This is a genomic window from Flagellimonas sediminis, from assembly GCF_010500845.1.
Taxonomy (GTDB): Bacteria; Bacteroidota; Bacteroidia; order Flavobacteriales; family Flavobacteriaceae; genus Flagellimonas; species Flagellimonas sediminis.
Window position 1 is genome coordinate 1 of the sequence record NZ_JAAAMI010000014.1, and the last position, 13937, is coordinate 13937.

The following is a 13937-nucleotide window of genomic DNA, read 5'->3' on the forward strand; positions in this document are numbered from 1 at the left end:
AATCAATGAGAAAAAAAATTAAAAATAAACGTTAACTTCAGCACCAAAATGAGTCGATCTCGTGCACTTGATTTGCACTGCTCACTTTCATCCGCCGCAGGTGGTATACATTGACCGCCCTATCCAATATACGTAAAGCATATAAAAAATTACAGTACATTGTATTTGATGATAAGTCGATCCTTAAAAAAGAAATAGCAGGATGGGAGGCCATATATGGTTTGTTAGAAATTTTTGTTAAAGCCTCCAAAAGTGATTCTTTTATTGCGTCTGGAAACAATTTGGAATCTAGGTTGTATAAAATAATTTCTACCAGCCATAGAAAAGTATTCGAGGACATTGAAAAATATAAAAATGATGAGTATAAAACTTTGCAATTAATCGTCGACTTTATTAGCGGAATGACCGATAGATATGCAATTAGGTTGTTTCAAGAACTCAAAGGCATTAAAATTTAATTTTGGATTATAAGCACCTTAAATTACAATTTAAAAAGCATTTTGGTACGGAGTTAAATAATAACCCGAGACTGAAATTCCTTCTTTATGAAATTTTCGTTTATGGAAGCGCATATATTGTAGGGGGGTATTTGAGAGATTTTTTAAACTCTAAAAAGTCAAGAGATTTAGATATTATTATAGATTTAAATGATGAAAAATTAATTGAGATTATAGATAAATCTAATTGTCAGTATTCAATAAATAGGCACAAAGGGATTAAATTACAATTTGACAATATTGTAGTAGATATGTGGAGTATTGAAAATAATTGGGCTTTTAAGAATGAATTGGTCAAATTGAACGAAAAAGATAAATTAAACAGTATTGCCAAAGGCTGTTTCTACAATTACGATTCTTTGGTCATTAACCTTCATACCTTTAATCTAAACATACAGCATTATAGGTCATATGTGAAAAATAAAAGATTGGATATTTTACTGAAATCCCCTATATATAAAAATTTGAATCCGACCACTGAAGCCAATATCATTAGGGCGTTTTATCTAAAAAAGAAAGAACAAATACAATTTTCTAGTAACACAAAGAAATATTTGATTGATAAAATTGGTCAACTTAAGGACAATGGTTTTAATCCAATTGATATTCTGGAGGAAACAATAACGAAGTACCCCAAATATCAAAATCTACTAAACAAAAATGATTTGGATAAAATGATAAATGACTTGTATTCCGCTAACCAATTTGACAATCAAATTTATATTGATATTTAAGAGTTTGATTAGTTAACAATAACCGGAGAGGCACAGAATTTAATGTTAAAAATTTTAGAAAGCTTCTATTAATCGCCTTGTTGTCCTAGTCTTCTAACTTGTCACTTCATAGGATTGTGGTGTGGTTCCCATAAAACTTTCCTTTGGGTGATTCTATTTTCATCAAAATAAATGTACGAAATGTCAAGGTTTTTGGTTTCCATGGGTTCATGGCAAAGATATTGCTTGACTTGATCCAATAAAAAATGGCAATCCGGTAAAAGGATTAAAAATTTAGCGTGCATGCGTTGGCCATTCTTTTCCCTTTCCATGGAAATCCCCTGCTGTTGTTTCCTCCGTTTTTGGTTTTCCCCTTCTGAAAAGACCCTCCAATGATTTACCGTACATAAGGCCATGTACGGCAAAGCCCTTGTAATCAATCCATAGACTATAGGTTTGTGATATAGTTGATCGGAGGTCACGAAGCAAGTTGTGTTTTTGCTAACAAAAACCCTGCGCACCTTGTTTGCAGTTTGCCTTGTGATCCGTTAAATCATTTGAAATGGGAAGGCCAAAAAAAGAACTTGGGTTATTAAAAACAATACAGGTCAATGTCAGGATGACTGCTGCTGATCATTCCAAAGTTTCCGTTAATGCAGAAACCATCGGGCTGTCCGTTGCCGAATATATCCGAAGAAAATGTACGGGAAAATCCTTGCCGAATAAAAAGATAACCCCATTGGACAGGAAACTCTTTGTCGAGTTGAGCCGGGTGGGAAACAACCTGAACCAACTTGCCAGGGTCTCAAACTCAGGTATCCGTGACCCGTTCAATATCATTAAACAATTGGAGGAGGTAAAAATGCTGTTGCAACAGCTCAAATCAAATATAGCGAACAATGATAGGTAAGATAACAATAGGAAAGGATTTTTACGGTGTTCTTGCCTACAATGAGAAAAAGGTAGGCGAAGGTGTAGGGTATGTGATCGATTCCAATATAGAGTATTCCACAGCGGTAAACATGACACAGGAATTCAATTTGATCAGGCAATTGCGTCCGGGACTTGGGAATGCGGTCCTTCATGTTTCCTTGAACCTGCCGTACTCTGACCAATTGGACGATAATGAATTTGCTTCATTGGGATGCGACTATCTAATGAAGATGGGTTTCGATAACAACCAGTTCATTATGTACCGTCATACGGACACGGAACACGAACACATCCATATAGTGGGCAATAGGGTCAGGTATTCGGGTAGGATAACGAGTGACAGTAACATTAAAAGAAGAAGCCGGGAAGTGCTCAATGATTTGGAGAGGAAATATGGGTTGACTCAAATTTCAACAAAAATTGGTGGAAAAAAATCACTTGATCAAAAGGAAATAGAGAAAACCCTGAGAACAGGCGATGTACCTATCAAACTTGTCCTACAGGAGCGAATTGGTTCGGCAATCTCAAAAGCAATGGACACAACAGAATTTATCAAGTTGCTACAAGAGCAAAATATCTTGCCAAGATTCAACGTAAGCGAAACCACAGGCAGGGTTTCGGGGATATCTTTCAAATATCAAAATGTGGTATATAAAGGCAGTACCCTTGGTAAAATTTTTTCATGGAACAGTATTGTAAAACAAATCGATTATGAGCAAACAAGAGACCGTTCAATTATATTATCGGCTAATGGAAAAGAACGAGGAACTGATCAAGCTGACGAAGGAAACGTTGAAGGAACAGTCAAGGTTGAACCAAGAAATAATGGGACTGCAAAAGGCACTCGAAATTCTGCTCAACAATCAAAAAGTCATGTGGGAGAAATTAAGGAAAATGGAATAGTCGAGTCTTTAATGGATGAATCGGAATGGAATCCTTTTAAGCTGGAACTTACTGACCATGGTGCCAGAAAAAAGTCTAAAAGAAAGAAGAAAAGAAAGGGATTGAACAAATAAATCGAATCAGAGTGTCGTAAAATTCAATGGGCAATCAAGTAAACATACAACCCCTTAATCTGACCGGTAAGGCGTTTTGCGAAAAGCTTGGTGTATCGTACAATGGACAGATCATGCAGGCTTTACGGGATCTAGGATTAGTCAGTTTTTTCAAAGTTGGCAAAAAATACCTGTATGCTTATGAAGACATTTATTCGGTCAATCAAAAACTCAGAAAGGGGGAAATATCCATAAGAGTGGACAAAGGGTATTATATCACTATTAATGAAGTAGTTTAAGTATTGCATGAAAAGCACTTCAACCGAACAATCGATTCATTTCTTCTGCTTCTTCCTTATGGTAAAAATCTTTTAAATAATGCTGTGTGGTGGACAATTTGGTATGCCCCAATAGTTTGGAGATCATTAACAACCCAGTATCTTTTTTTACCGCAAAGTCGGCGAAGGAATGTTTTGCCATATGCATATTTACCCATTTTCCTATTTCTGCTTTTTCACAAGCATTACGCAATGACCGGTTTATAGCATTATTGGCAATATATAATTTGTGTTCTATTTCTTCTGCATTTTTATTGTCCATTCCATAAAGGGGAGGAAAGATAAAAGTATTGTTTCTACCTTTATAATTTTCTAGTATAGCCACAGCCTTAGGAGTCAAAGGCAAAGTTCTTTTTGCACCGGCTCTAGTTCTGGATTTGCCCATAGTATATACGATTTCATTTCCGGCAATATTTTCCCATTTAAGCTTGCATATATCAGAAAATCTCATACCAGCTGTATAGAAGGAAAATAGGAACATGTCCCTGGCTTTGATCATCCCTTTGAATCTTACAGGGATTTCCAATTCTGAAAGTTTGGTGATTTCTTCAAAAGTCAATGAGTCTTTTTCAACATTCTCAGTTACTATTGTATAGCCTCTTATGGGATTTTCCTTTATAACACCCATTTTCATTGCTTTATTTAGAACTGCATACATTGACTTGAAATTCGAGGCGACGGTATTAATTTTATTCCCTTTTTCAAGCATCCATTTTTCATAATCCTTGGCGAATTGTACGGAAAGATCGGAGAATGAAACGTAGCTCGAGAATTTTTTTAGTTTTTGGATGTACTTCTGTTGTGTGTTGGCAGTGCGGATTTTACCTTTTAACCTAGCTTCATCGACTATTTGTTGATAGAAGTCCAAAAAAGAACTAGTATCATACTTCTTGTTATTCTTATAAAGAAGGAGCAAGCGTTTGGCCGAAATCCCTTTATTATTGTAATAGATTTGTTGAACAGAGATCAATAAGGATTGGAGATTGGCGTTCAGTTTTTCTTCAAGTGGATGCCTTTTTATTTTTTTCTTTTTGTCGTCCCACTGGTTTTTTAGTACGGATATTCCAGAGTCAATATACTGGACATCCTTTTTAGAAGTCTCAATTTTAAGTCTGATTAATTGGGTTCCGTTCTTTTTTAAATAAGAGGAAAGATAATAGTTGAAATTCATTAGTTCGGTATTAGTTCGGAATATGCATAAATATAATGAAATATAAACGATTATAAACAATAAAAGCCTCTATTGATATAGAGGCTTTTACGTGTATTTAAAGGGTGTGAGCGTATTTATTCCTGCATGGTGTGGTACACGTTCTGCACGTCATCATCTTCTTCAATTTTTTCCAATAGTTTTTCTACGTCCGCCATCTCTTCTTCGGAGAGTGCCTTGGTCACTTGGGGGATGCGTTCAAACCCGGAAGAAATGATTTCTATCTCCCGCGATTCCAATTCTTTTTGTAAAGATCCAAAATTTTCAAAAGGGGCATAAATGTGGATGCCGTCCTCGTCCACAAAAACTTCTTCGGCACCAAAATCGATCAATTCCAATTCCAGTTCCTCGGGATCCAAACCTTCTCCCTTAATGGTAAAGTTACAGGTGTGGTCGAACATGAATTCCACGGATCCAGAAGTGCCTAAACTCCCATTACATTTGTTGAAATAGCTTCGGATATTGGCCACGGTACGGGTATTGTTGTCCGTGGCGGTCTCGATCAGAATGGCAATTCCATGGGGAGCATAGCCTTCAAAAAGGACTTCTTTATAGTCTCCTTGGTTTTTATCGGAAGCACGTTTAATGGCCCTTTCAATATTTTCTTTGGGCATGTTCACCGCTTTGGCATTTTGGATCACGGCACGCAACTTGGAGTTGGCATCGGGATCAGGTCCACCTTCTTTAACGGCAATTACGATATCCTTACCAATACGAGTGAAGGCTTTGGACATGGCCGCCCAACGCTTCATTTTCCGTGCTTTCCTAAATTCAAATGCTCTTCCCATGTAATATTGATGTTATGGATGGCAAATTTAGCAAAAAAAGCACCCTTGTCAAGCTAAAACATCACACTGGAATATGATGGTCTATCACTTCTTGGCAACTGACCAATAAATTTTTGGGGAGCTTGTTATCCTTTGGTAAAGCGGCGAGGTAGCGATCTTCGTTTGTAGTATAAACCCTTTTGAAAACGGGATGGTAATTTCCCATACGTTGGATTACTTCCTTGATGAATTCCTCATGTTGAATAAGGTCACTACTGCCCAAATGATAGATACCTGTCTTGTTCCGATTGATGAGATAATGGATCTGTTGCGTAAGCTTGTCATCGTTGGTCACGTTGATGATCAGATTGGGAAACACTTCAATAGGTTCGTTGATCTCCAAATTTGCCTTGATATCCCTGATGCGTGGCGATGCGTTTCCAAAAACCATGGGGATTCTTAAGATTCCGGTCTTTTCCGCAGGTATCCGCATCATCATGTTCTCTATTTTGATTTTCAAACGGCCATAGACACTTTCAGACAAGGTCTTGTCGTACTCATAGGATGGAAATTTGCTATACGCATCAAAAACATTGGCAGAGGAAATAAAGTAGAGTTTTGCCTTGGACCGCATCAAATATTCCATCATATGCTGATGGGCTTGTATTTGGGCCGCAAAATCTCCCCGGAGCGATGAAATAATTACATCGGGATGTACTTTTTCCAAAATATGGAAAACATCATCCTCTTCCAGGTCATACCTGAAAAATTGTTGGTTGGAAGAGAAGGAACGGTTGGTAAAATACGTGCCGTACGTGTCGAAATAGGAGCAGAGTTCTTTATAGATGGCATTACCCACAAATCCACTCGCGCCCAATATCAATATCTTCTTTTTGTTCAAACGCTATCAGCTGTTTTTATAAAAGGGCAATTTTACAACGGTTGCAGGTACTTTATTGATCCTGATCTTGATGTAGATAGTGGAACCCAGTTCGGAATGCTCAGTAGGTACATAACCCAGTCCGATCCCTTGTGATAGGGAAGGGGACATAGTTCCTGAAGTAACGATGCCTATTTCGTTGCCATCCTTGTCCAAAATAGGATAGTCGTGTCTTGGAATACCCCTTTCTTCCATTTGGAAAGCCACCAATTTTCTTTTGGGACCTGCTTCCTTTTCCTTGGCCAGGGCTTCGCTGTTCACAAAATCCTTGGAGAATTTGGTGATCCATCCCAAGCCGGCCTCAAAAGGAGAGGTGGTATCATCAATATCATTTCCGTAAAGGCAATAGCCCATTTCCAAACGAAGGGTGTCCCTGGCCGCTAATCCGATGGGTTTGATACCGTATGCTGCACCGGCTTCCATCACCTTGTCCCAAACTTGTTTTACTTCAGAATTCTTGCAATAGATCTCAAATCCGCCCGATCCCGTATACCCCGTGGCCGAAATGATGACATAATCGATTCCCGCAAAATCGCCTACCACAAAATTGTAGAAGTTGATAGCTGACAAATCCACAGAGGTCAAGGATTGCATGGCCTCCACAGCCTTTGGACCTTGGATGGCCAATAGGGAATAATCATCTGAAAGGTTCCTCATATCGGCTCCAATGCCTTCGTTGTATTTAGAGATATGGTTCCAGTCCTTATCAATATTGGAAGCGTTTACTACCAACAAATAGGTTTCTTCCTTAACGCGATATACGATTAGGTCATCCACAATACCGCCAGTTTCGTTAGGTAAACAACTGTATTGTGCCTTTCCGATGGTTAATTTGGATGCATCGTTGGTCGTCACTTTTTGAATAAGCTCCAAGGCCTTGGGTCCTTCGATCAAAAACTCGCCCATGTGCGAAACATCGAAGACCCCAACGCCCTTACGCACGGTTTCATGTTCAGCATTCACGCCCTCATAGGAAACTGGCATGTTGTAGCCTGCAAAAGGAACCATTTTGGCGCCAAGAGCCTTATGGGTTTCAAAAAGTGCTGTGTTTTTCATTTCTTACATTTTTAAGCTTGGCAAATTTATAGAAATAATTAAGGATACAGGCCTTCAAAGTTCTTATGATTTCCATAAAAATAGGTAGCCATTTTTAACAAATGGCTTCGCAGTAAAATTTGTATTTTGACCCAAATATCGTTTTTGATGAAAAATGTCATTTTCAGCACATTTGTAATGCTATCCATCGTATCCGTGGGTTTTTCCCAAGGTACCCCAACCGATTATCTATCTGCCGATTTTCATAAACAGAGAAGGGATGAAGTCAGAAAACTGCTACCTCCCAACACTGCCGTGGTGTTATTTGCCAATGCGGAACGAAACCGGGCCAACGATGTGGATTTCGTATACCATCAAGATCCTAACTTTTATTATTTGACAGGGTACAAGGAACCGAACGCAGTACTCGTACTTTTTTCGGAACCCCAAACGGATGCCTCGGGCAAAAAGTTTGATGAGATCATTTATGTACAAGAAAGAAATGCCAGGGCAGAGCAATGGACCGGTAAGCGATTGGGTGTGGAAGGGGTAAAGGAAAAACTGGGTTTTGATATGGTCTATAACGGAAAGGAATTTGAGCATTTTCCTATAGATTTTGCCTCGTTTGATATCGTTTCCTTTGTGGATTTTCAAAATGATTACCGTGATCAATCGGGCAATGCGGACCTTTTTGACCTGATCAAGACTTTTAAGGAAAAAGCAAACTATCCCTCGGATTACAATCCTATCAAAAATGATTTATACAGTATGATTTCCGCTGATGACGGGTCCAAAACCGATGAGTTGGTGGAGACTGTAGAGAAGTACATGAACCGTTATCCCAATCTACAGGATGATGAATTTCTCAATGATTTTGTGAATGCGTCAAACGATGACATCAGAAAGGAAATCAAGAACAAAGTGTTGGTCATTCAACAGTCTTCCAATCTCGATTCCAAGGTGTTGCCCATGGCCATGGCCAAATTGAGGGAAACCAAAACTGCTGAAGAAATCAAACTTTTAAAGAAAGCCGTAGAAATTTCCGCCGTAGGGCAAATAGAAGTGATGAAGGCCATGCATCCCAATATGTCGGAATCGGAAATACAGGGCGTTCACGAATACGTCTATAAAAAATATGGTGCCGAGTATGAAGGGTATCCATCCATTGTAGGCGGCGGTAATAATGGTTGCATCCTTCATTACATAGAGAACAGCAAGACTACCGTTGGCAATGATTTGGTGCTGATGGATCTTGGCGCAGAATATCATGGTTACACGGCCGATGTGACAAGAACCATTCCTGCCAATGGGAAATTTACATCTGAGCAGAAAGCCATTTATGACATCGTGTACAATGCCCAAGAAGCTGGAATAAAGGCCAGTATCGTAGGGGCACCCTTTCAGGCACCGGGCAAGGCAGCGTATCAGGTGGTTGCCGATGGCTTGTTGAAATTGGGTATCATAAAGGAAGAAAAGGAAACCCGCATTTATTTTCCACACGGCACTTCCCACTATTTGGGATTGGATGTGCATGATGATGGCACCTACGGACCCTTCAAGCCCAATACGGTGATTACGGTAGAACCGGGTATCTATATCCCGGAAGGGAGTAACTGCGATAAAAAATGGTGGGGCATTGCCGTCCGTATCGAAGATGATGTGCTGATCACCAACGATGGTCCGGTTGTGCTATCGGCGATGGCACCCAGGACTACCGAGGCCATTGAAGCTATGATGAAACAACCCAGCCCGTTGGATAATTTCAAATTGCCCAAATTGGATTAAGCTGTTGCCAGTAAGAAGGCTTTCAGGTCTTCGTATGTTTTGATCAGATGTGATTTCTTCTCCCTGCCCATCACTTTTTGGATTTGGGGTGGAATTTCGGGACTCAATCCCAAGGTATGTTCCACTACATCCAAAAACTTGACGGGATGGGCCGTTTCCAAGAAAATGCCATAGGTATCGGGATAATCTTTTTGATATTCCTTCAAACCCAGATAACCCACTGCCCCGTGGGGATCCATCACATAACCGGATTGGGCATGGATTTTCTTCATAGCCTCTCTTGTCTCTTCATCCGAAAAGGAATAGGAGGATAGATTTTCCCGAAGGGTTTCCAAGTTGCCTTGGTACAAATGCTGAATACGTATAAAGTTGCTAGGATCACCTACGTCCATGGCGTTGGAAATGGTGGCTTTGGATGGAACAGGTTCGTAAATTCCATTTTCCATAAACTTGGGAACCACATCGTTCACATTGGTAGAGGCCACAAAATGTTTTACGGGCATGCCCAACTTCTGGGCAACCATTCCCGCACAAATGTTTCCGAAATTGCCCGAAGGTACCGAAAACACGATCTCTTTTCCATTTGATTTTGCTTGTTTGTACGCGAACAAAAAGTAGAACAATTGGGGTAGCCATCTCGCCACATTGATGCTATTGGCAGAGGTGAGTTTTTTGTGATCGGTGATTTCCTTATCTAAAAAAGCAGACTTGACCATACGTTGGCAGTCATCAAAAGTGCCGTCCACTTCCATGGCCTCAATATTCTGGCCCAAAGTGGTCAATTGTTTTTCCTGGATATCGCTTACTTTCCCACTTGGATAGAGGATAACCACTTTTACGCCTTCCACACCCAAAAATCCATTCGCAACGGCTCCACCCGTATCTCCAGAAGTGGCCACCAGAACGGTAACATCCTGTTTTTCACCTTGGGAAAAGTAACCCAGGCAATTGGCCATAAACCGTGCTCCGACATCCTTAAAGGCCATGGTAGGGCCATGGAACAACTCCAAAGTGGCCACATTTTCTTCCATAGGAACCACAGGAAAATCAAAATCCAAGGTATTGGCGATGATTTCTTTCAAAACCGCATTGGGAATATCTTCGTTCACAAATTGATGTATGGCCTTGAAGGCTATCTCATGGTTGGACAACTGTTCTATATTTTTGAAAAAATCCGCTGGTAATGGAGTGATGCTATCAGGGAAATACAACCCTTTATCAGGAGCGATTCCTGCAATAACGGCCTCTTTGAAGGAAGCTTGTAAATCGGGATTGTTTAGACTGTAAAATTTCATGGGACTAGGCAATTTTTTTAACCCCTTGGGTATTGATTTTGGAAATGTGGATGTCAAAAGGAATCCCGAATTTCGAATAGGTTTCTTTCATGGATTCGGCCACCGATTGAGCGGTTTCCATACCTTTGCTCAATGCAAAAATGGAAGGCCCGGAGCCTGAAATTCCACATCCCAATGCTCCGGAAGCCAATGCGTTGGCCTTGATTTCGTCAAACCCGGGAATCAAAATGGAACGGATGGGCTCCACGATATGGTCCTGTAGTGAACGGCCAATCAGGTCGTAATCGTTTTGAAAAAGCCCTGCGATAAGTCCGCCCACATTGCCCCATTGTTTGATCCCTTTTTCCAGTGAAATGGTGGTCTTCAAAATTTTCCGGGAATCCGAAGTTTTAATCTCGATTTGTGGATGGATCACCGTTGCCACTAGCTCAGAAGGTGTGGGAATCGGGATGATATCCAGCGGGTCGTAGCTTCTCACTAAAGTGAAACCACCGTAAATGGCAGGGGCCACGTTATCGGCATGGGCCACATCACTGGCCAATTTTTCTCCTTGCATGGCAAATTTTACCAATTGCAAATGGGAGAAGGGCCTACCCAGTAATTCGTTCATGGCCCAAACGGCTCCTGCGGAACTTGCCGCGCTGCTACCGATACCACTCCCAGGTTTGATGCGTTTGTCGATTTCGATTTCAAAACCGCCGTCAAAATTACTTTCGTGTAAAAGGGCCAAACCGGCCACTCCAGAAACATTTTTTTCCGTTTCCAAAGGAAGATCCTGACCTAAAATCTTTGTAATACGGATTCCTTTTGCAGAGGTCTTTCTAACGATCATTTCATCCCCGACGGAATCCAAGGCGAGTCCGAGCACATCGAACCCACAGGAAACGTTGGCAATGGTGGCGGGGCAGAATACTTTGATTTCTTCCATGGTCAAAAGTTTCCGATTCGGATTATATCGGCAAAGATACCTGATGCGGTTACATCCGCACCGGCTCCTGCTCCTTTTATGATCAACGGCTGGTTGGGATAGCGTTCGGTAAAGAAAAGCACAATGTTGTCGCTTCCTTCAAGATTGTAAAAGTCGTGTCCTCTAGGAATTTTTTGCAATCCCACCTTCGCCTTACCGTCTTCAAATTGGGCCACATATTTCAATTTGCTGTCCGCATCGGCAGCGTCCTTGTACAGTTTCTGGAAATCACTTTCGTATTTTTTCAAGGACTCAAAAAAAGCGTCATTGGAGTTGGTCTCCAAGCTTTCCTTGGGCAAAAAGGATATGTTTTCAATGTCCTCGATGTTCAATTGGTGTCCACTTTCACGGGCCAAGATCAATATCTTCCGCATCACGTCCACACCGCTCAAGTCTATGGTCGGGTCGGGCTCGGTATAGCCTTGTTCCTGTGCTTGTTTCACCACATCGTGGAAGGTGACACTATCATTAAAGGTGTTGAATACAAAGTTGAGGCTCCCGGATAACACGGCTTGAATTTTCCTGACCTTGTCACCCGATGCAATGAGGTGTTTCAAGGTATCGATAATAGGTAAACCGGCTCCCACGTTCGTTTCGAAAAGGAACGGAGCATTGTACTGCTTCGCCAGTTGTTTCAATTCCTTGTAAAAATCATAATCCGAAGAGCAGGCAATTTTATTGCAGGTCACCACGGAAATGCTGTTTCGCAGGTAATCCGCATACGATTTGGCAACGTCGGAACTAGCGGTATTGTCCACAAAAACGCTGTTTCTAAAGTTGAGCGATTTTACCTGATTAAAAAATGCATTTCTGTCCGCGGGTTGACCTTCTGCCAAAACACTTTCCCAATCTTTTAAGGCAATACCGTTTTCATCGAAGGCCATAGTGCGTGAGTTACTGATCCCGACAACCCTCACATTGAGTTTCAACTCGTCCTTTAGATATTTTTTCTGTTGACGGATTTGATCCAAAAATTTGGCTCCCACATTACCAACCCCCATCACGAAGAGGTTCAACTGTTTGGTGTTTTCTTCGAAAAAGGTCTCGTGCAAGGAATTGAGGGCTTTTTTAACATCGTCTTTTTTGATGACGGCGGAAATGTTCCTTTCCGAAGCGCCTTGTGCAATGGCCCTGATGTTCACGTTGTTCTTACCCAATGTGCTGAACATTTTTCCACTCAACCCTTGATGGCTCTTCATGTTATCGCCCACAAGGGCGATAATGGTCAGGTCTTTTTCTACCAAAATCGGCTTGATCTTTTTGCTCGAAATCTCGTAGGCAAAAGTTTCGTTTACAGCATAGGCGGCAGCATCGGCATCATCATCGGCAATCCCCACACAAATGGAGTGCTCGGATGATGCTTGGGTAATGAGCACAATACTGATATTTTTTAACGAAAGGGTTTCAAAGAAGCGTTTCGAGATGCCGGGAATCCCGACCATACCTGGACCTTCCAAAGAAAGTAGGCTAATGTTCCCCACATGACTGATGCCCCGAACCGTTTTACCGTTCCCATTATGGTTTTTGGTTATTAATGTACCTGGATTTTCAGGGTCGAAAGTATTTTTGATGGCAATCGGGATCTCTTTGCTCAACACCGGTTGAATGGTAGGCGGGTACAAAACCTTCGCGCCAAAATGGGAGAGCTCCATCGCTTCCTCATAACTGATGTGGGATACGCATTTGGCCTGTTTCACCAATCGTGGATTGGCGGTGTACATCCCGCTGACATCGGTCCAGATTTCCAGTATTTCTGCCTGTTGGGCTGCCGCGATGATGGCGGCGGTATAATCCGATCCACCTCTGCCCAAAGTAGTGGAATTGCCCATTCTACTGGAGGAAACGAATCCAGGCAACACGGTAATCCGATGATTGATGGACGAAAAATAGGCTTGACATTTGGCGTTGGTCTTATCAAAATCAACGTTTGCCTTTCCGTATTGTTCATCAGTGATGATCAGTTCCCTGCTATCCTTGAATTGGGCATCCAAACCTTGGAATCTAAAGAACTCACTGATGATGAATGAGGAAAGTAATTCCCCGTAGCTAACAATTTTGTCGGATAGTTTTGGGGTCAATTCCCCGATCAGATAACAACCTTCCAAAAGAGTTTCCAAAACATTCAGGTCGCTTTTTACTTGGCTCAATACACTGCTCTGTGATTGTACCGGAAGCAATTCCTTGATAGCGGATAAATGTCTTGCCTCGATTTCTTCAAGACCTTTTTTATAGGATTGATCTTGTTTGGAAGCCAGTTGTGAAGTTTGCAATAGGAGGTCGGTTAACCCGCCAAAAGCGGATACAACAACAGCTACTTTTGGGTCATTGAGACTGGCAACAATGGACTTGACCTTGTTTATGTTTTCTGGATTGGCAACAGAAGTGCCGCCAAATTTTAAGACTTTCATGATGAAATATTATTGAAAATAAAATTGTAATAGGGACAAAAAAACGGACGGATG

The 13937-nt window shown here is 41.2% G+C and carries 13 protein-coding genes; 6 read left to right on the forward strand and 7 right to left on the reverse strand.

Annotated features, from left to right (window positions below; all coding sequences use genetic code 11):
• Positions 1-293: 293 nt before the first annotated feature.
• The 5 genes from GTK07_RS19500 to GTK07_RS18085 all read left to right on the forward strand — a co-directional run bounded on the left by GTK07_RS19500 (position 294) and on the right by GTK07_RS18085 (position 3437).
• Positions 294-458 (forward strand): hypothetical protein, encoded by a 165-nt coding sequence (locus GTK07_RS19500; RefSeq protein WP_417939677.1) that lies wholly within the window; start codon positions 294-296, stop codon positions 456-458.
• Positions 459-460: 2 nt separating this feature from the next.
• Positions 461-1231 (forward strand): nucleotidyltransferase family protein, encoded by a 771-nt coding sequence (locus GTK07_RS18070; RefSeq protein ID WP_036383571.1) that lies wholly within the window; start codon positions 461-463, stop codon positions 1229-1231.
• 541 nt (positions 1232-1772) lie between these two features.
• Complete coding sequence (locus GTK07_RS18075) at positions 1773-2120, forward strand: plasmid mobilization protein (RefSeq protein ID WP_036383575.1); 348 nt, start codon at positions 1773-1775, stop codon at positions 2118-2120.
• Positions 2110-3159, forward strand: a complete 1050-nt coding sequence (locus tag GTK07_RS18080; RefSeq protein WP_036383577.1) for a relaxase/mobilization nuclease domain-containing protein — start codon at positions 2110-2112, stop codon at positions 3157-3159. The genes GTK07_RS18075 and GTK07_RS18080 overlap by 11 nt, the downstream gene beginning before the upstream one ends.
• 26 nt (positions 3160-3185) lie before the next feature.
• Entirely contained in the window at positions 3186-3437 is a 252-nt protein-coding gene (locus GTK07_RS18085) for a hypothetical protein (RefSeq protein ID WP_036383578.1), read from the forward strand.
• A 19-nt stretch (positions 3438-3456) separates the two neighbouring features.
• On the opposite strand, the gene GTK07_RS18090 is transcribed toward GTK07_RS18085, so the two are convergent.
• From GTK07_RS18090 to gcvT, 4 genes are all read right to left on the reverse strand, one after another.
• The gene (locus tag GTK07_RS18090) at positions 3457-4647 is read right to left on the reverse strand and encodes a site-specific integrase (RefSeq protein WP_036383580.1); all 1191 of its coding nucleotides are present in this window, start codon (positions 4645-4647) and stop codon (positions 3457-3459) included.
• A gap of 116 nt (positions 4648-4763) precedes the next feature.
• Positions 4764-5474, reverse strand: coding sequence for a YebC/PmpR family DNA-binding transcriptional regulator (locus tag GTK07_RS18095; RefSeq protein ID WP_163636534.1), 711 nt, complete (start codon positions 5472-5474; stop codon positions 4764-4766).
• A 61-nt stretch (positions 5475-5535) separates the two neighbouring features.
• Positions 5536-6354, reverse strand: a complete 819-nt coding sequence (locus tag GTK07_RS18100; RefSeq protein WP_163636535.1) for a sugar nucleotide-binding protein — start codon at positions 6352-6354, stop codon at positions 5536-5538.
• A gap of 6 nt (positions 6355-6360) precedes the next feature.
• Positions 6361-7449, reverse strand: coding sequence for a glycine cleavage system aminomethyltransferase GcvT (gene gcvT, locus GTK07_RS18105; RefSeq protein WP_163636536.1), 1089 nt, complete (start codon positions 7447-7449; stop codon positions 6361-6363).
• Between the two features lie 147 nt (positions 7450-7596).
• Here gcvT and GTK07_RS18110 point away from each other — a divergent pair, with 147 nt between their 5' ends.
• Entirely contained in the window at positions 7597-9213 is a 1617-nt protein-coding gene (locus tag GTK07_RS18110) for an aminopeptidase P family protein (protein ID WP_163636537.1), read from the forward strand.
• Here GTK07_RS18110 and thrC read toward each other — a convergent pair.
• Genes thrC through thrA form a run of 3 tightly spaced genes read right to left on the reverse strand, consistent with a single transcriptional unit; the run spans position 9210 to position 13883 of the window.
• Entirely contained in the window at positions 9210-10508 is a 1299-nt protein-coding gene (thrC, locus tag GTK07_RS18115) for a threonine synthase (protein WP_163636538.1), read from the reverse strand. The genes GTK07_RS18110 and thrC overlap by 4 nt on opposite strands.
• 4 nt (positions 10509-10512) lie before the next feature.
• Entirely contained in the window at positions 10513-11436 is a 924-nt protein-coding gene (locus GTK07_RS18120) for a homoserine kinase (protein WP_163636539.1), read from the reverse strand.
• A gap of 2 nt (positions 11437-11438) precedes the next feature.
• A complete protein-coding gene (gene thrA, locus GTK07_RS18125) occupies positions 11439-13883 on the reverse strand; it encodes a bifunctional aspartate kinase/homoserine dehydrogenase I (RefSeq protein WP_163636540.1) in 2445 nt (814 codons plus the stop codon).
• Positions 13884-13937: the final 54 nt, after the last annotated feature.

What these genes read in the sequence shown, in the direction of transcription:
- GTK07_RS18075 (WP_036383575.1), top strand. Translation starts at nt 1,773, where the DNA reads ATGGGAAGGCCAAAAAAAGAACTTGGGTTATTAAAAACAATACAGGTC.
- GTK07_RS18080 (WP_036383577.1), top strand. Translation starts at nt 2,110, where the DNA reads ATGATAGGTAAGATAACAATAGGAAAGGATTTTTACGGTGTTCTTGCC.
- GTK07_RS18085 (WP_036383578.1), top strand. Translation starts at nt 3,186, where the DNA reads ATGGGCAATCAAGTAAACATACAACCCCTTAATCTGACCGGTAAGGCG.
- GTK07_RS18090 (WP_036383580.1), bottom strand. Translation starts at nt 4,647, where the DNA reads ATGAATTTCAACTATTATCTTTCCTCTTATTTAAAAAAGAACGGAACC.
- GTK07_RS18095 (WP_163636534.1), bottom strand. Translation starts at nt 5,474, where the DNA reads ATGGGAAGAGCATTTGAATTTAGGAAAGCACGGAAAATGAAGCGTTGG.
- gcvT (WP_163636536.1), bottom strand. Translation starts at nt 7,449, where the DNA reads ATGAAAAACACAGCACTTTTTGAAACCCATAAGGCTCTTGGCGCCAAA.
- GTK07_RS18110 (WP_163636537.1), top strand. Translation starts at nt 7,597, where the DNA reads ATGAAAAATGTCATTTTCAGCACATTTGTAATGCTATCCATCGTATCC.
- thrC (WP_163636538.1), bottom strand. Translation starts at nt 10,508, where the DNA reads ATGAAATTTTACAGTCTAAACAATCCCGATTTACAAGCTTCCTTCAAA.
- GTK07_RS18120 (WP_163636539.1), bottom strand. Translation starts at nt 11,436, where the DNA reads ATGGAAGAAATCAAAGTATTCTGCCCCGCCACCATTGCCAACGTTTCC.
- thrA (WP_163636540.1), bottom strand. Translation starts at nt 13,883, where the DNA reads ATGAAAGTCTTAAAATTTGGCGGCACTTCTGTTGCCAATCCAGAAAAC.